Below are 17,315 nucleotides of genomic sequence, written 5' to 3'. Positions count from 1 at the left end.
GGTCCGCCGCGACAGACGCGGCGGCACTTCAACGGCCTAGAGGAGCTCTAGCCATGCAAAACGATCCCGGCGGCTTTGCCGCGGTTCTCGCCAATCCGATTCTCAACACGGATTCGTACAAGGCTTCCCACTTCCTGCAGTATCCGCCGGACGCATCGGCGATGTTCTCGTACGTCGAATCGCGCGGCGGCCGTTACGACCGCACGCTGTTCTTCGGCCTGCAGATGTTGCTGAAGCAGTACCTGTGCAAGCCGGTCACGCACGCGATGATCGACGACGCGCGCGATTTCTTCACGGTGCACGGCGAGCCGTTCAACGAAGCAGGATGGCGCTATGTCGTCGAGCACTACGACGGTTACCTGCCGGTGAGGATCCGCGCGGTGCCGGAAGGCTCGATCGTGCCGGTGAACAACGTGCTGATGACGGTCGAATGCGACGATCCGCAGGTGTTCTGGCTCGCGTCGTATCTCGAGACGATGCTGTTACGCATCTGGTATCCGGTGACGGTGGCGACCCGCAGCTGGCACCTGCGGCAGACGATTCGCCGCTTCCTCGAACGGACCGACGACGATCTCGCGCAACTGCCGTTCAAGCTGCACGACTTCGGCGCGCGCGGCGTGTCGAGCGCGGAATCGGCCGCGATCGGCGGCGCCGCGCACCTCGTGAACTTCATGGGCTCGGACACGGTGCTCGGCGTGCTGGCCGCGAACCGCTTCTATCGCGAGCCGATGGCCGCCTATTCGGTGCCGGCGGCCGAGCACAGCACGATCACGTCGTGGGGGCGCGAGGGCGAGGCCGATGCGTACCGCAACATGATCAGGCGCTTCGGTTTGCCGGGTGCGATCGTATCGGTCGTGTCGGACTCCTATGATCTGTTCGCCGCGCTCGATCTGTGGGGTGGCGAACTGCGGCAGGCGGTGCTCGATTCGGGCGCGACGCTCGTCGTGCGTCCCGATTCCGGCGATCCGGTGACGATCGTGCTGCAGACCGTGCGCGCGCTCGACGCGTCGTTCGGTTCGACCGTGAACGGCAAGGGGCGGCGCGTGCTGAACCGCGTGCGCGTGATCCAGGGCGACGGTGTCGACGAGCAGTCGATCGAGGCGATCCTCGCCGCGCTCGACGATGCCGGCTATGCGGCCGGCAACGTGGTGTTCGGCATGGGCGGTGCGTTGTTGCAGCGCGTGAACCGCGATACGCAGCGCTTCGCGATGAAGTGTTCGGCCATCCGGCGTGGGGGCGTATGGCACGACGTTCGCAAGGATCCGGTCACCGATCGGGGCAAGCGCTCGAAGCAGGGGCGGTTGACGCTGTTGCGCAATTGGCGCACCGGCGAGTATCGGACGGTGACGTTGCCGGTCGCGTGGGATGATCGCGTGCTGGAAGGCGAATGGGAAGAGGCGCTCGAGACGGTGTTCGACACCGGGCGTTTGCTCGTCGATACGTCGTTCGCCGAGGTCCGGGCGAGGGCGCATGCGGGGGAGGTGTGACGCAGGCGGCGGGCCATCCCGCCGCTGCGCGGCAGGTTCGCGTCACTTGCCGGCCAGTACACGGCTGCCGGCATTCGCCGGCGCGCCGCCGCGCTCCACCACCCGCACCGCCTCCATCGCCCGCGCCAGCGCATCGAACACCGCCGGACCCTTGCAACGCGACACGTTGAAGCGCATGTACGACGTCGCGCTGCGCGACGCGCTGAACACGTCGCCGGGCGCGAGCACCACGTCGTGGTCCAGCGCATGACGCGCGACGCGCGCGGCGTCGAGTCCGTCCGGCAATTGCGCCCACACGAACAACCCGCCGCGCGGCTCCGTCCAGATCCCGAGCCCGGCCCGCGCGAGGCGCCGGATCGTTTCGCCCATCGCGTCCGCGAGACGCGCGCGCAGGCTGTCGAGATGGCGCCGGTACGTGCCGTCGATCAGCAGCCGGTGCACGACGTTCGCGCCGATCTGTGCATTGCCGAACGACGTCGCGAGCTTCAGGTCGACGAGCGCGTCGATCCATTCCGGACGCGCGGCGACATAGCCGCAGCGGATCGCGGCCGACAGCGTCTTCGAGAAGCTGCCGATCGACACGACGCGCGACAGCCCGTCGAACGCCGCGAGGCGCGGTGCGGGCGTGCTCTCGAAATCCGCGAAGATGTCGTCCTCGACGATCAGCAGCCCGTGCTCGGCCGCGAGCGTCAGCAGCCGGTGCGCGACGGGCGGTGCGAGCGTCGCGCCGGTCGGGTTGTGCAGCGCGGCGTTGGTGATGTACAGGCGCGGCCGGTGCTCGGCGAGTACCTGCTCGAAGCGCACGAGATCGGGGCCGTTCGGCGTGAACGGGACGCTGACGATCCGTGCGCGATGCGCGCGCAGCAGCGCCTGGAAGTTGAAGTAGCACGGATCGTCGAGCACGACCGTATCGCCGGGCTCCAGCAGCAGGCGGCACACGAGGTCGAGCGCGTGCGTGCCGCCGTCGGTCAGCATGATCTGCGCGGGTTCCGCGTGGACGCCGTGCTGCGCGAGCCGCCACGCAAGCTGCTGGCGCAGCGCGGGCAGGCCGAGCGGGGTCGCATAGTCGGTCAGCGCATCGGCTTCGTCGCGCGACACGGCGCGCAACGCGCGCCGCAGGCTTTCGTCGGGCAGCCACGACGACGGCAACCATCCGCAGCCGGGCTTCACCGACGTCGGCGCCGCTTCGAGCGACTGACGCGACAGCCACAGCGGATCGAGCGCGCGATCGAGGCGCGGGCCGAGTTCCGCGAGCGCGAGCGGCGGTGCGTGCCCCGATACATAGAAGCCCGAACCGCGTCGGGCGACGAGCACGCCTTCGCTCGCGAGCCGTTCGTACGCATCGACGACCGTCGATTTCGATACGCCGAGCGCATCGGCCATCATCCGGATCGACGGCACGCGCGCGCCGGGCATCAGCGCACGGCTCGAGATCCGCGCGCGCAACGTATCCATGACGGTTTCCACGCGCGTGCGCGACGGCGCGGGCGGAGCGGGAATCGGGGCGGAATGGCTCATGGCGAACGATGAACTGTACGGCCGGTTGTCCAGTACAGTTTGTCTGAATTGTATTGGGCTGTAGCTTACGCCGTTTTCGCCGGCGGCGGATCATCGGTCATCCATCATCCATTTCCCCATTCAGGATCGACCGTGCAAAAGACGACCGACGGATGGCTCAGCGGCCTGCTGGGTGTCATCATTTTCAGTGGCTCGCTGCCCGCGACGCGTGTCGCGGTACAAGGGCTCGACCCGCTGTTCCTCACGTTCGCCCGCGCAACCATCGCCGGTGCGCTCGGCCTGCTGCTGCTCGTCGTGCTGAAGCAGCGGCGGCCGTCGCGCGCCGAGGCCGTGTCGCTGGCCATCGTCGCGCTCGGTGTCGTGGTCGGGTTCCCGTTGCTGACGGCGCTTGCGTTGAAGCACGTGACGTCGGCGCACGCGATCGTGTTCGTCGGGCTGCTGCCGCTCGCGACCGCGCTGTTCGGCGTGTGGCGCGGCGGCGAACGGCCGCGGCTGCCGTTCTGGATCTTCTCGATCGTCGGCAGCGGCGCGGTGGCCGCGTTTGCGCTGCGCAACGGCGGGCAGGCGTCGGTGGTCGGCGATGCGCTGATGCTGGCCGCGATCGTCGCGTGCGGGCTCGGTTATGCGGAAGGCGCGCGCCTGTCGCGCCAGCTCGGCGGCTGGCAGGTGATCTCGTGGGCGCTCGTGTTGTCGCTGCCGCTGATGCTGCCGCTCACGTGGCTGACCTGGCCCGCGTCGTTCGACGGAGTAGACGCCGCCGCGCTGTGGGGGCTCGCGTACGTGTCGCTGTTCAGCATGTTGATCGGCTTCGTGTTCTGGTATCGCGGGCTGGCGCTCGGCGGGATCGCGGGCGTCGGCCAGTTGCAGCTGCTGCAGCCGTTCTTCGGCCTCCTGCTCGCGGCCGGGCTGCTGCACGAGACGGTGCCGCCGTCGATGGTGGTCGTGACGGTCGTCGTGGTCGGCTGCGTGGCGGGCGCGAAGTACTTCTCGAAGATGGCGCCCGTGCAGCGTGCGGGGTGACGCACCATCCTGAACGATGGTGCGGCCGGCGGCGGTGCGCAAAACGGGCCGCGCATCGCGCGCCCCTTCCGTGCAGCCGCCCGGCCGCATGCGCCGGCGTGCTTACGCGACGTGCGCCACGCCGTACTGCGACGACAGGTATCGCCGGATATCGGCGGGCGAATCGATGAAGCGCCGGCCGTTGTGCTCGCGGATCGCGACGGTATCGTCGTTCGGCGCGCGTCCGTTGCCAAGTACGAGCACCGGCGCCGACTGGTTGTCCGCGCCGATCAGCGCGACGATCGGCTGGCGCGGGCGCGGTGCGTCGACGTATTCGACGTCGACGGCGTCGCGCAGCTGCGGATAGAAGCTCAACAGCCCTTCGACGGCAACCGAATCGCCGCAGTAGAACGGACCTTCGGCGTCCTTGAAGAAGCCGGGGCGCAGAATGAACAGCGTGTCTTTCATGATGGTCTCGCTATGAGAGAGGGAAAAACGTCGAAGACAACGTGATGCGAAGCGACGTGCGCGACGCCGCCGGATTTCATGCTTCGGCAAGTGCGACGGCGCGCATTCTCGCGAAGCCGGCGGCGAGGTCGGCAATCATGTCGTCGGGATGCTCGAGCCCGGCATGTATCCGCAGCAGCGGGCCGGCCGCCGTCCATCGCGTGGCGGTGCGGTGGCGCGACGGGTTGGACGGGATGATCAGGCTTTCAAAGCCGCCCCAGCTGTATCCCATGCCGAAGCACGTCATGCCGTCGAGCAGCGCGCGCATGGCGTCGTCGGCCTGCGGATGCAGCACCACGCCGAACAGCCCGCACGCGCCCGTGAAATCGCGCTGCCACAGCGCATGACCGGCGTCGCCGGCGCGCGCGGGATACAGAATCTGCGCGACTTCCGGTTGTCGCGACAGCCATTCGGTCAGCACGTGCGCGTTGCGCTGGTGCCGCTCGAGCCGCACCGATAGCGTCCGCAGGCCGCGCAACGCGAGATATGCATCGTCGCCGCTGACGGTCATCCCGAGTTGCCGGTAGAAACGGGTGACCGTCGGCGCGAGCGCCTCGGTCGTCAGGATCGCCCCCATCAGCACGTCCGAGTGCCCGGCGATGTATTTGGTCGCCGCGTGAATCGACACGTCGACGCCATGCGAAAACGAGCGGAAATGCAACGGCGTGCCCCACGTGTTGTCGAGCAGCACGACCGCGCCGTGCCGGTGCGCGACGCGGCTGATGGCCGGAATATCCTGCACTTCGAAGGTCAGCGAGCCCGGCGATTCGGCGAATACCGCGCGCGTGTTCGGCCGCATCAGCGACGCGATGTCCGCTCCGAGCGCCGGATCGTAGTAAGTCGTCTCGATGCCGAGGCGCGCGAGCGTTTCGTCGCAGAACGAACGGGTCGGGTCGTACACGGCGTCCACCATCAACAGATGGTCGCCCGGGTTCACCACCGCGAGCAGCGCGGTGGTGATCGCGCTGAGGCCGCTCGGCGTCAGCAGCGCGGCATGCGCGCCTTCGAGCCGCGCGAGCGCTTTCTCGAGCGCGCGGGTGGTCGGGCTGCCGTGCCGGCCGTACGCGAGCGGCGTGCCGCGCACGGCGTCGAGCGCGTCGGTGCCGTGAAAGAGCAGCGTCGACTGGCGGTACACGGGCGGGTTCACCGGCGAACCGGGCTGGCCGTGCGAGCGGCCTTCATGGGCGAGAACGGTGTCGGTCGAATGCAGGTGGTTCAAGATGTCTCCTTTGAGTGTCGTTCGAGGCAGGGCGGCGGGGCGCGGTCAATGCAGGATCTTGTCGAGGAAGTCGCGTGCGCGCTCGGAGCGCGGCGCCGCGAAGAAGCGCTCGCTGGCTGCGTCCTCGACCACCGCGCCCTGGTCCATGAAGATCACGCGATGCGCGACCTTCCGCGCAAAGCCCATTTCATGCGTCACGCAAACCATCGTCATGCCGTCACGCGCAAGCTCGACCATCACGTCGAGCACTTCGTTGATCATCTCTGGATCGAGCGCGGAGGTCGGCTCGTCGAACAGCATCGCGACGGGATTCATCGACAGCGCGCGCGCGATCGCGACACGCTGTTGCTGGCCGCCCGACAACTGCCCCGGATACTTGTGCGCGTGCGCTTTCAGGCCGACGCGATCGAGCAGCTTCATGCCGTTCTCGACGGCTTCATCCTTGCGGCGGCCGAGCACCTTGATCTGCGCGAGCGTCAGGTTCTCGGTGATCGACAGGTGCGGAAACAGCTCGAAGTGCTGGAACACCATGCCGACGCGGGCGCGCAATTGCGCGAGCTTCGCGGCGGGATCGCCGAGTCGCATGCCGTCGACGGTGATGCTGCCTTTCTGGAACGGTTCGAGGCCGTTGATCGTCTTGATCAGCGTCGATTTGCCGGAGCCCGACGGCCCGCACACGACGACCACTTCGCCTTTCGAGACCGCCGCGCTGCAGGCCGAGAGCACCTGATGCTTGCCATACCATTTCGATACGTTGTCGAGCGTAATCATGTTCTGTCCGTCGATGGAATTCATGGGAGGTCGGGCGCGGTCAATGCGTGGACGGCAGCGCGAGGCGCGTTTCGACGCGCCCCTGCAGCCGCGTGAGCAGTGTGCTGAGCACCCAGTAGATCGCGGCGGCGGCGAGGTAGAGCGGCAGCGGCTGGAACGTTGCGGCGATCACTTCCTGCGTCGAGCGCAGCAACTCGGTGACGGTGATCACCGACACCAGCGACGTGTCCTTGATCAGGCTGATCAGCGTGTTGCCTAGGCTCGGCACTGCCAGACGCAGCGCCTGCGGGCACACGATGTAGCGCAGCGTCTGCACGTGCGTGAGGCCGAGGCTGTGTGCGGCCGCCCATTGCCCGCGGCCGATCCCAAGGATCGCGCCGCGCATGCTCTCGGACAGGTAGGCGCCCGCATTGAGCGTCAGCGTGAAGATGCCGGCCGTGGTCGGATCGAGCGTGATGCCGAGATCGGGCAACCCGTAGTAGACGACGAACATCTGCACGAGCAGCGGCGTGCCGCGCATCAGGCTCACGTAGCCTTGCGCGAGGCTCGCGAGCAGCCGGTTGCTGCCGATGCGCATGATGGCGACCACGAGCCCGACGACGAGGCCGAGCGCCATCGATGCGACGGCGAACTTCAACGTGAACACCGCTCCCTTGACCATCACGGGCAGCGTATGAACGATCAGTTCGATTGCTTCCATTGCGTGTCTCCTGATTGTGTGCCGGACCGCCCGCGCGTTCGTGCGCGCGGGCGCGGGGCGGGCCGCGTTACTGCGTCACGGGCCGCGTCGTGTCGGTGCCGAACCACTGCATCGAGATCTTCTTCAGCGTGCCGTCCTGCTGCAGCGATGCGACCGCGTCGTCGATCGCCTTCGCGAATTTCGGATTGCCCTTGCGGAACGGAATGCCCATGCGGTCCTCGCCGCCGGCGAGCACGGAGCCCGGGCGCAGCGGCAGGTGCGAGTTCTTGATCAGATAGCTGAGCATCAGCCGATCGTTGACTGCCGCGTCGATGCGGCCCGCCGCGAGGTCGCGCAGGTTTTCCGGCGTACCGGGGTAGACCTGCAGGTCGATCGCGGGCACGGTCTTGACCAGATCGACGTAGTTGCTGCCCATCGTCACGCCGACCTTCTTGCCCTTCAGTTCGTCGAGCGACTTGAAGGCGCGCGCATCGTTTTGCCGTTGCAGCAGTTGCGCGGACGAATACACGTACGGCGTGCTGAAGTCGAGCGCCTGCTGGCGCGACGGCGTGATCGCGACCTGGTTGACGATCACGTCGAACTTGCCGGCTTGCAGGCCCGCCAGAATCCCGCTCCATTCGGTCGTCACGAATTGCGGCTTCACGCCGAGGCGCGCGGCCACCGCTTTCGCGACGTCGACGTCGAAGCCCTCGAGCTGGCCGTCGGCATTGCGGTAGTCGAACGGCGGGTAGGTGCCTTCCAGCGCGATCTTCAGCACGCCGGCCTGCTTGATGGTGTCGAGCAGGTCCGCCGCGTGCGACGTCGTGGCCGCGATGCAGAGGAGGGCGGCTGCGAGGCCTTGCTTGAGCGTCGGGGTGAAGTGCTTCATGGTTGTCTCCGTGGTTGTTGTCGAAAATTCAGGGTGTGCGACGCCGCGGCGACGGGCGGCGTCGCCGTGAGCAGGGAGTCGGTGGAGCGTGAGCGGCGAGCGGGTGGTTCGCCGTGCGCGATGTCGTGCGTTACGGCATGCGTTCGTGCGCGATGAAGGTGCGGTGCGCGTGCGGATGGCGGACGCAGATGCGCGAGCGGTGGCGAAGCCCGGCGTGCGCGGTAGTGCGTTCAAGCGTGTGATTCATGATTGCCCGTGCAGCGTTGCGAGTGGAGTGGGCCGGACGCATCGTCGACGCGTATCCGGCAGGAATGCCGTGCGACTGAGGGCAATCTTAGTTTTGTCAAAAGGGAATGTGTTTCCAAAGATGTGTGCACTTTTCACGCGATGTGGAATGTTTTTCTCTGCGCGCGAAAGGTGGCGCAAGCGATCTGCTGCGGTTGCGCACGATGCGAAGGATCAGGTGCTAGCGCGCTCGCGCGGTTGCTCCGGGTTGCGATCCGGCGGCATGCCGAAAAGCAAAACGGCCAGGCTGCCGGTAGCGGCAAGCCTGGCCGTTGGGCGTTCGTCACGCCGGGCGCGGGTTACTCGAACGTTTCGAGCGCGAGCAATTCGCCGATCGTCTGCCGGCGGCGGATCAGTCGCGGCGTGCCGCGATCGACGAGCACTTCCGGCGCGAGCGGCCGGCTGTTGTAGTTCGACGACATCGACGCGCCGTACGCGCCCGCGTCGTGCAGGAACAGCAGGTCGCCGATCTGCGGCTGCGCGAGCTTGCGGTGCGTGACCACGCCGCCTGCATCCTGCGTGAACACGTCGCCCGATTCGCACAGCGGCCCCGCGATCGCGAGGTCGACGAGCGGCCGGCCGGCGGGCAGCGCGCCATCGTGCGCGTGTACCGACACCGCGTGATAGCTGCCGTACATCGACGGGCGCATCAGGTCGTTGAAGCCCGCGTCGATCAGCACGAAATCGTGCTTCGGCCGACGGTTGACGGCTTGCACCTCGGTGACGAGCGTGCCGGCTTCGGCGACGAGAAAGCGGCCCGGTTCGATCTCGATGCGCACCGGGTGGCCGAGATGCCGTTCGATCCGCTTGCGCGCGGCGTCCCACTGGCTGAAGTAGTGACCGACGTCGACGCGCGGTTCGCCGTCGCGATACGGGATCGACAGGCCGCCGCCGGCCGAGATCGCATCGATGTCGTGGCCGAGCGACGTGACGAGATCGACCATCGCATCGCACACCTGCGACAGGTGGCCGTAGTCGACGCCCGAACCGATGTGCATGTGGATGCCGACCAGCTTCAGCCCGTACTGGCGCACGATCTCGATCGCGCGCGGTACGTCGTCGATCCAGATGCCGTGCTTGCTCTGCGGGCCGCCGGTGTTGGTCTTGTTGCTGTGGCCGTGGCCGAACCCGGGATTCACACGCAGCCACACGCAGTGGCCGGGCGCGTGCTCGCCGATGCGCGCGAGCATGTCGAGCGAGCCGGCGTTCACGGTCACGCCATGCTTGAGCACCGCCGCGAGCGTCGGGCGATCGATCAGGTCGGCCGTGAACACGACGCCTTCCGGTTCGCCTGCCGGGCTGAACCCCGCCGCGAGGCTGCGCTCGATCTCGCCGAGCGACACGGCGTCGACGCACGCGCCTTCTTCGCGCATCAGCTTGAGGATATGGACGTTCGAATTCGCCTTCTGCGCGTAACGGATCACGTCGAACTGGCGCAGTTGGGCGATGCGGTCGCGGATGACGTCGGCGTCGTACACCCACAGCGGGGTGCCGTATTGCTGCGCGAGCGTCGCGAGCTGGCGGGAATCGAGAGACATGGCGGATGAACCGGATGGAATGAACGGATAGCGGGATGATGCGCCTGATCGGCTATACAGTAAAATGCCGATTTATCTTCATTCGATTCATTCCTGATATATACGATCATGCTGACGCACCGTCATATCGAGGTTTTCCGTGCGCTGATGGTCACCGGCAGCACGACGCGCGCGGCCGAGATGCTGTACACGTCGCAGCCGACGATCAGCCGCGAGCTGGCGCGGATGGAGCAGGTCGTCGGCTTCGCGCTGTTCGAACGCGCGCACGGCCGGCTGCGCCCGACGATGGCCGCGCTCACGCTGTTCGACGACGTGCGGCTCGCGTATGTGGGGCTCGAACGCGTCGCGGCGACGGCCGCGCGCCTGCGCGAATTCCGCGACGGGCAATTGTCGGTGATCGCGCTGCCGGCGTTCTCGCACGCGATCCTGCCCGGTGCATGCCGGCGCTTTCACGATGCGCATGCGGGTGTCAGCGTGTCGGTCGCGACGCAGGAGTCGCCGGTGCTCGAGGAGTGGCTCACCGCGCAGCGTTACGACCTCGGGCTGACCGAGCACGACGTCGCGCCGGCCGGCACCGTGCTCACGCCGCTGCTCGAAGTCGATGAAGTGTGCGTGTTGCCCGACGGTCATCCGCTGCTCGCGCAGGACGCGATCGACTTGCTCGATCTCGCCGACCGCCCGTTCGTGAGCCTGTCGCTGAACGATCCGTATCGCATCCTGATCGACGAGGCGTTCGCGCAACTCGGTGTCGCGCCGCGCTCGGTGGTCGATACGCCGTCGGCGGTGTCGGTGTGCGCGTTCGTGCGGCAAGGGCTCGGCGCCGCGATCGTCAACCCGCTCACGGCGCTCGATTTCGTCGGCCGCGATCTGCACGTGCGGCCGCTGACGCGGTCGTTTCCGTACCGGGTCAGCGTGATCGTGCCCGAGCACCGGCCGAAGAGCCTGCTCGTCGATGCGTTCGCCGATGCATTGCGCGGCGAAGCGAAGGCGATCCGCCGCCGGCTCGCCGCGCACCTCGGCTAGCGGCACCGTATGATGGGCGTTTTGCCGCCATCGTCCTCATTTTCCGGAATCCCGTCATGACCGACGCATCGTCTTCCCTCGAACAACCGACCCTCGTCGGCGAACGTGTCGTCCTGCGTCCGCTCGACGTGTCCGACCGGCAAGCGCTGCTGGACGCTGCAGCCGACGGCGAGTTGTGGAACCTGAAGGTCACGGTCGTGCCGGGCGCGCAGACGGTCGACGCCTACATCGACACGGCGTTGCAGGGCCGCGCGGCCGGCACCGTGATGCCGTTCGTGATCGTCGATCGCGCATCGGGTCGCGCCATCGGCAGTACACGCTTCTGGAAGATCGATCGCACGAATCGCAAGCTGGAGATCGGCCATACGTGGTTGAGCGAATCGGCGCAGCGTACGCGGGCGAATACCGAAGCGAAGTGGTTGCTGCTGACCTATGCGTTCGACACGATGCGATGCGTACGCGTGCAGTTCACGACGGACGAGCTGAACGAGAAATCGCGCGCGGCGATCCTGCGGCTCGGTGCGAAACAGGAGGGCATCGTGCGTCACGAACGGATCATGCCGGACGGCCGCAAGCGCAATTCGGTGCGCTTCAGCATCATCGACGACGAATGGCCGGAAGTGCGTGCGCGGCTCGACGCGAAGCTGGCGACGTAACGTGTGCCGCGCCGCCGGCAGGGGAGGCGGCGACGCGACAGGGGGCGGTGCGCCGCGCACGATGCGCGGCGCTGCATCGTGTTACTGCGCCGATGCGAGGTGATGACGCTGCGCGAGCTTCTGCGCGTCTGCATAGTGCGCCTGCAGGATCGGCAGCGCCTGGCGTGCGACTTCCTTCAGCTTGGTGTCGCGGCCCGATGCGATTTCGGCCTGGAATGCCGAGATCGCCTTTTGCTGGCCGGCGAGCGCGACCTGTTCGATGTAGGCCTTGTCGAAGTCGGCGCCGCGCAAGCTCTTGATGCTGTTCAGCACGGTCGTGTCCGGGTCGTTGGCCGGCACGTCGACGCCGCGCGGGCTCGCCGCGCGCATCGCCTGGATGATCTTCGCATCGTCGGTCGACACGCGTTGCGCGAAGGCCTTGACCTGGCTGTCCGACGTGCGCGAATCGGCGATGCGCGCGGCGTCGTGCTGGGTCGACACGGTTTTCGTGCCGTCCGTGATGAAGGTCTGGTCGGCTTCGTGGATGCGCGTCGCGGTGGCAGCCGGCGCGGCGGACGCGGCGGGGGCCGGTTGCGCGGTTTGCGCGGTCGCCGTCACGGCGACGAGAAGCAGGCCGGCGGCAGACAAGGCAAGGCGCGAGATGGGGGGAAAGCGGTTCATGGGACCTCCTTTCGATCGGGGCTCTGGTTGAAAAACGGATCGTGTGATCCGTCGCTGTGCGAGAGACCGGGCGCGCCCGGGCCGGATTCGATGGCCACTCTGCCGCGGCGGCGTTCGAAGTGTTTCCCGGCCCGACTGATTCTAGGAGAGCGCTCGGGTAGCAGGTGCAACCGTGCTGTGGCTTGTGTAACGGTTGGTAAGACGAATCGATGGGCATGCGCGCAGGCAGGTAGCGCGTACCTGATGCGCGTGCGGTGGCGGCAATTTTTGCGCGCGCGTGGCGCATGCAATGCATGAGATGCAGGTGCGTGTCATCCGCATTTCATCGACGTGATGTTGTCGTGGCGGCTGCCGTGGCTGCATGCGCGCGTGGCGCGGCGAACGCGTTACACGCGTTCGAGCAGCGCGTCGAGGCGCGGCAGCAACGGCGTCGCGCAATGCGCCTGCAACGCGTCGGGCGCCGTATAGCCCCACGCGACGCCCTGGAACGCGATCCGTGCACGCCGTGCCGCGTCGGCATCGCGGATTTCGTCGCCGACGTACAGCACTTCGTCGGCGCGCACGCCGGCCTCGCGAACGAGCGCGCGCAGACGACGCGCCTTGCCGAACAGCGGAATCCCGCATGCGAAATGGTCGACGCGCGCGCCGGCGCGCGGGCCGAGCCGGTCGCGCACGATCGCCTCGGTATTCGACGTGGCGATCGCGATGCGGATGCCGCGCGCGGCGAGCGCGTCGAACGTTTCGTCGACGCCGGGGAACAGCCGCACGTGCGCGACACGCGGCTGCATCAGGCGGCGCATGTCGATCGTCACGCGCGGCACTTTCCACATCGGCACGTCGAGCGCGCGGATGATGTCGCGCGCCGACATGCCGCGCAGCGCCGGGCGCAGTTCGGGCGTGGCGTCGCGAAAGCCGTGCAGGCGCGACGCTTCCGACAGCGCGGCGAGAAAACTGTCGAGCGAATCGGCGAGCGTGCCGTCGAAGTCGAAGGCGATGAGGCGGTAGGTCATGATGCAGCGTGGCAGGTTTATCGGGCGATGACATTGTCACCGAATCGAAGCCGGCAGAGTACGACCGTTCGTCCGCGGTGGATCGTTGCGCCCCTTGTCCGCCACTCGCCAGCGCGGTATCGTCGATGCTCCGCCTTCCGTCCCGACCGGAGAACAGACGTGCCCGCAGCCACCCCCGCCACGCTGAGATTTTCCACCGACAAGCGCGAACTCGACATCGACGCGATCTTCGATTTCCTGCATCGCGACGCGTACTGGTCGCAGGGCATTCCGCGCGACGTGGTCGAGCGCGCGATCGACGGTTCGCTGTGCTTCGGCGCGTACGTCGGCGACCGGTTCGTCGGGTTCGCGCGGCTCGTCACCGATCAGGCGACGTTCGCGTACCTGTGCGACGTGTTCGTGCTGCCGGCCGAACGCGGCAACGGCTACGGCCGAGCGCTGATCGACCATATATTCGCGCAGGAGATGGTGCGGCGGCTGCGCCGCATCATGCTCGCGACGACCGATGCGCACGCGCTGTACCGGCCGGTCGGTTTCGGCCCGCCGGCGAACCCCGAGCGGCTGATGGAGATCCGCCGCCCCGACATCTACACGACACGCTGACGGGCGGCGCAGCGCATACAATACGCGCTTTCCGTTTTTGCCGAAGAGAAGCACACCATGACCGAACAGGAAGCCGAACAGCTCGCGACGCACCGCCACTACAAGGGCGGCCTGTACCGCTACATCGGCGTTGCCCGCCATTCCGAAACCGAGGAATCGGTGGTCGTCTACGAGCATCTGTGGCCGCATGCGCGCGGGCTGTGGGTGCGGCCGGAAGCCATGTTCAACGGCAGTCTCGAAGACGGCACGCCGCGTTTTCGCAAGCTGCGCGACTGATCCGCGGCCGGCGGCGCGTACGCCGCCGCGCGGGCCGGCCGCGCGAACCTGTGCGCGTTACGTGTCGGCCAGCGCCTTCACCAGTTCCGGCGGTGCATGCCTGACCGTCACCTCCGGCGTGCCGTGCCACGCCGCGAGTTTCTTCACGGCCTTCGCGACGTCGGCCGCGAGCCCGGTGCCGAAGCGCACGCCCGGCTCGACGTGCACGGCCTTCAGTTCGAACGTGCCGAGCGTGCGATGCGCTTTCGCATCGACGCGGCCCACCAGCCGGCCGCGATGCAGCACGGGCAGGCAGAAATAGCCGTAGCGCCGCTTGTGCTCGGGTGTGTAGCACTCGATCGTGTAATCGAAACCGAACAGCGTCGACGCGCGCCGCCGGTCCCAGACGACCGGATCGAACGGCGACAGCAGCGTCGTGACCGTCGAGCGCAACGTGTCGGCCGCGGCGGCCGGCAGCCACGCATCGAGCGAGCGATGCACGTAGGCCGGCTCCTTCCAGTCGTCGATCTGCACCGGAATCAGGTCGCCGGTCTCCGCCAGCCGTTCCAGCTCCGCGCGGTACGAGCGGCGCGGCAGCCGATAGTAGTCGGCCACCCAGTCCGCGCGCACGACGCCGAGCGCGCGGCACGTGTAGTCGAGCAGCGTGGGCAGCACGGCTTCGCGCGGCGGCAGGTCGCGCGTATCGTCCCAGCCGGGCAGCACGCGTTCGCGCACGTCGTACACACGCTGGAAATTGCGGCGCTCCGACACCATCAGGTCGCCCGTCGTGAACAGCACTTCCAGGTGACGCTTCTCGGGCTTGCGGTCCCACCAGCCGTTGCCCTTCACGCCGTCCTCGCGCGCGAAATCGGCCGACCGCACCGGGCCTTCCGCGCGAATCCGCGCGAGCAGCCGTTCGATCTCGGGACGATTCTGCGCATGCCATTCGGCCGCATATTTCCAGCCCATCCCCGACGGATCGAGCATCTTGTAGCGCATCAGCCCGAACTGCTCGATCGGCAGGAAACACGCTTCGTGCGACCAGTATTCGAACAGGCGCGCCTCGGCGAGATGTTCGTCGAGCCACTGCGGCGAGAAATCGCCGAGCCGGCTGAACAGCACGAGATACGGGCTGCGCGCGACGACGTGGATGGTGTCGATCTGCAACTGCGCCATCCGTCGGATCGTGTCGAGCACGTCGGACTTGGTGGCCTTGCGGCGGGGCGGCGTGAGCAGGCCCTGTGCGGCGAGATGCAGTGCGCGGGCGGCGGCGGGCGAGAGCGTGAGCATCGGCAGGACGGTCGAGGGTGGCGATCGGGAACCACTTTAGCGCGAAAGCGGCGCGCGCGTGCGACGTGCGGCTGCAACGCGTCTGACAATGGTTGACAGATGCGTTTCGCAAGTTTCCCTATAGTGCAGTTCATGGCGCGACGACAAGTGCGCGCAACGATTCCGCTTCCGACGCACATATGTCCATGGCACGCAGGAAGCGAATCCGGGACTCTCAACCCCCATCGGGAGACCCGGAGCCCTGAGCGAACATCCACGCGGCTGTGCACCGGCCCCGTGTGGATGTTCGCTGATTTTTTTGTTTTTCCGGTTCTCGTCCAGCGCCGCGCGACCGGCCATGCCGTCGCGCCGGCCGTTCATTGCCGCTTGCCGCGCGCGACTTCGTCGCCGGCGCCGGGCGGCAGCCGCCGCGTGATCGGAATCGATGCGAACGAGCACAGCCCGACCACCACGAATGCCGGCCAGAAATCCGACCACACCATCGCCTGATGGCCCTGGAGCCAGTGCGACACGTGCAGCACGAGGCCGGCCACCGTCACGCCGAGGCCGAGCGACATCTGCTGCACGACGCTGCCGAGGCTCGTCGCGCGGCCTGCGTCGCGCGGCGAGATGTCCGCGTAGATCATCGAATTCAGGCTCGTGAACTGCAGCGCGGGGAAGATGCCGCCGACGAGCACGATCATCCAGATCGCCCAGGTGGCCATGCCGGGATGGAACACGCCATACGCGGCGATCGCGAGGCCCGCGAATGCCGCGTTGTAGATCAGCACGGTCCGAAAGCCGAAGCGGCGCAGCGTATGGGTGGCCGTCGAGCGGCTGACCGCGCCGCCGAGCGCGGACGCGCACGTGATCAGGCCGGAATGGAACGCGCTCATGCCGAGTCCTTCCTGCAGCGCGAGCGGCAGCAGGAACGGCACCGCGCCGAGGCCGATGCGGAACAGCGACCCGCCGACGACGCTCGCGTGGTACGTCGGGATCTTCAGGAAACTGAGGTCGAGCACGGGGCGCTCCTTGCGGCGCGCGTACGGCACGTACAGCGCGAGCATCGCGGCGCCGGCCGCGCACATGAGGATGGCGTTCGAGCGCGACGTGAGCGAACCGTCGATCAGCGTGAGACCCATCAGCAGCAGCGCCGCGCCGCTGGCCGACAGCAGGAAGCCGAACCAGTCGAGCGGGCCCGGATCGGGCTCGTGCGTGTTCGCGATGTGCTTGCTCGCGAGGTAGATCCCGTAGATGCCGATCGGCACGTTGATGAAGAAGATCATCCGCCAGTGCAGATAGGTCGTGATGAAGCCGCCGACGAGCGGCCCGACCGTGGGCCCGAACAGCGCGGGAATCGCGAGGTAGTTCATCGCGCGCACGAGATCGGAGCGTGGCACCGCGCGGAAGATGATGATGCGGCCGACCGGCACCATCATCGCGCCGCCGACGCCCTGTATGAAGCGCGCGAACGTGAGCACGCCGAGGGAGTTGGACGCCGCGCACATCAGCGAGCCGACGACGAAGATGCCGATCGCGGTGCGGAACACGGCGCGCGCGCTGAAGCGGTCGGCGAGCCAGCCGCAGATCGGGATGAACACGCCGAGGCCGACCACGTAAGCCGTGATCGCGATGTTCAGTGTGACGGGGTTGTGCCCGAAGTCCCTCGCCATCGCGGGCAGCGCGGTGACGATGATGTTCGCGTCGACGCTTTCCATGAACAACGCACAGGCAACGATGAGCGGTGCTAGAAAGACGGGCGACATGGGCTGGGCGCGCGGTAAAGACGTCATTATGCCCACAATGTGACCGTTGCGTCACGTACGACAACAGTTGTTCCGCATGTTGCAACAGTCGTCTTTTCCTGTGGATGGGGCGGAAAGAACGACTGCGCGTGGGCAAGCGACGCATTGCTCGTGCGTGTCGAATGCGTTGCCCGACCGGTGA

General features: G+C 67.3%; 17 protein-coding genes. 6 read left to right on the top strand and 11 right to left on the bottom strand.

Translation table 11 applies throughout. The features are described from left to right. Window positions 1-53: 53 nt before the first annotated feature. Window positions 54-1,487 carry a nicotinate phosphoribosyltransferase gene (locus H0X90_RS29690; protein WP_077189479.1) on the top strand — a complete coding sequence of 478 codons (1,434 nt, stop codon included), beginning with the start codon at window positions 54-56 and terminating at the stop codon, window positions 1,485-1,487. Window positions 1,488-1,529: 42 nt separating this feature from the next. Here H0X90_RS29690 and H0X90_RS29685 read toward each other — a convergent pair whose 3' ends face one another. After that, window positions 1,530-3,005 (bottom strand): PLP-dependent aminotransferase family protein, encoded by a 1,476-nt coding sequence (locus H0X90_RS29685; RefSeq protein ID WP_021033516.1) that lies wholly within the window; start codon window positions 3,003-3,005, stop codon window positions 1,530-1,532. A 132-nt stretch (window positions 3,006-3,137) separates the two neighbouring features. Here H0X90_RS29685 and H0X90_RS29680 point away from each other — a divergent pair, with 132 nt between their 5' ends. Then, complete coding sequence (locus H0X90_RS29680; RefSeq protein WP_006491199.1) at window positions 3,138-4,025, top strand: DMT family transporter; 888 nt, start codon at window positions 3,138-3,140, stop codon at window positions 4,023-4,025. 102 nt (window positions 4,026-4,127) lie between these two features. On the opposite strand, the gene H0X90_RS29675 is transcribed toward H0X90_RS29680, so the two are convergent. From H0X90_RS29675 to lysA, 6 genes are all read right to left on the bottom strand, one after another. Then, window positions 4,128-4,472, bottom strand: a complete 345-nt coding sequence (locus H0X90_RS29675) for a DUF3088 domain-containing protein (protein WP_006498971.1) — start codon at window positions 4,470-4,472, stop codon at window positions 4,128-4,130. A gap of 76 nt (window positions 4,473-4,548) precedes the next feature. Continuing rightward, window positions 4,549-5,730 (bottom strand): cystathionine beta-lyase, encoded by a 1,182-nt coding sequence (gene metC, locus H0X90_RS29670; protein ID WP_006498972.1) that lies wholly within the window; start codon window positions 5,728-5,730, stop codon window positions 4,549-4,551. Between the two features lie 45 nt (window positions 5,731-5,775). Beyond that, window positions 5,776-6,501 (bottom strand): amino acid ABC transporter ATP-binding protein, encoded by a 726-nt coding sequence (locus H0X90_RS29665; RefSeq protein WP_043206167.1) that lies wholly within the window; start codon window positions 6,499-6,501, stop codon window positions 5,776-5,778. Between the two features lie 40 nt (window positions 6,502-6,541). Next, a complete protein-coding gene (locus H0X90_RS29660; protein WP_006498974.1) occupies window positions 6,542-7,201 on the bottom strand; it encodes an amino acid ABC transporter permease in 660 nt (219 codons plus the stop codon). Between the two features lie 67 nt (window positions 7,202-7,268). Continuing rightward, entirely contained in the window at window positions 7,269-8,069 is an 801-nt protein-coding gene (locus H0X90_RS29655; protein WP_006498975.1) for a transporter substrate-binding domain-containing protein, read from the bottom strand. Window positions 8,070-8,653: 584 nt separating this feature from the next. Continuing rightward, window positions 8,654-9,892 (bottom strand): diaminopimelate decarboxylase, encoded by a 1,239-nt coding sequence (gene lysA, locus H0X90_RS29650; protein ID WP_077189480.1) that lies wholly within the window; start codon window positions 9,890-9,892, stop codon window positions 8,654-8,656. Between the two features lie 108 nt (window positions 9,893-10,000). Here lysA and H0X90_RS29645 point away from each other — a divergent pair, with 108 nt between their 5' ends. Both H0X90_RS29645 and H0X90_RS29640 read left to right on the top strand, forming a co-directional pair. Then, window positions 10,001-10,915, top strand: coding sequence for a LysR family transcriptional regulator (locus H0X90_RS29645; RefSeq protein ID WP_012493476.1), 915 nt, complete (start codon window positions 10,001-10,003; stop codon window positions 10,913-10,915). Between the two features lie 56 nt (window positions 10,916-10,971). Beyond that, entirely contained in the window at window positions 10,972-11,571 is a 600-nt protein-coding gene (locus H0X90_RS29640) for a GNAT family N-acetyltransferase (protein ID WP_006491209.1), read from the top strand. A gap of 81 nt (window positions 11,572-11,652) precedes the next feature. Here the strand turns inward: H0X90_RS29640 and H0X90_RS29635 are convergent, their stop codons facing one another. Both H0X90_RS29635 and H0X90_RS29630 read right to left on the bottom strand, forming a co-directional pair. Continuing rightward, complete coding sequence (locus tag H0X90_RS29635; protein ID WP_006491198.1) at window positions 11,653-12,231, bottom strand: DUF4142 domain-containing protein; 579 nt, start codon at window positions 12,229-12,231, stop codon at window positions 11,653-11,655. A gap of 386 nt (window positions 12,232-12,617) precedes the next feature. Further along, on the bottom strand, window positions 12,618-13,241 hold the full coding sequence (locus tag H0X90_RS29630; RefSeq protein WP_006491197.1) for an HAD hydrolase-like protein: 624 nt from the start codon (window positions 13,239-13,241) through the stop codon (window positions 12,618-12,620). A 159-nt stretch (window positions 13,242-13,400) separates the two neighbouring features. On the opposite strand from H0X90_RS29630, the gene H0X90_RS35860 reads away from it, so the two are divergent. Both H0X90_RS35860 and H0X90_RS35855 read left to right on the top strand, forming a co-directional pair. Continuing rightward, entirely contained in the window at window positions 13,401-13,844 is a 444-nt protein-coding gene (locus tag H0X90_RS35860) for a GNAT family N-acetyltransferase (protein ID WP_006491201.1), read from the top strand. Window positions 13,845-13,901: 57 nt separating this feature from the next. Further along, window positions 13,902-14,120, top strand: a complete 219-nt coding sequence (locus tag H0X90_RS35855; protein WP_048989428.1) for a DUF1653 domain-containing protein — start codon at window positions 13,902-13,904, stop codon at window positions 14,118-14,120. 57 nt (window positions 14,121-14,177) lie between these two features. On the opposite strand, the gene H0X90_RS29620 is transcribed toward H0X90_RS35855, so the two are convergent. Together H0X90_RS29620 and H0X90_RS29615 are read right to left on the bottom strand one after the other, a co-directional pair. Further along, on the bottom strand, window positions 14,178-15,389 hold the full coding sequence (locus tag H0X90_RS29620) for a winged helix-turn-helix domain-containing protein (RefSeq protein WP_077189481.1): 1,212 nt from the start codon (window positions 15,387-15,389) through the stop codon (window positions 14,178-14,180). A gap of 356 nt (window positions 15,390-15,745) precedes the next feature. Beyond that, entirely contained in the window at window positions 15,746-17,134 is a 1,389-nt protein-coding gene (locus tag H0X90_RS29615) for an MFS transporter (protein ID WP_077189482.1), read from the bottom strand. Window positions 17,135-17,315 lie beyond the last annotated feature (181 nt).

This window comes from Burkholderia sp. 9775_39, assembly GCF_015712225.1.
Lineage (GTDB): Bacteria > Pseudomonadota > Gammaproteobacteria > Burkholderiales > Burkholderiaceae > Burkholderia > Burkholderia cenocepacia.
This window is presented reverse-complemented; position numbering and strand designations above follow the sequence as displayed.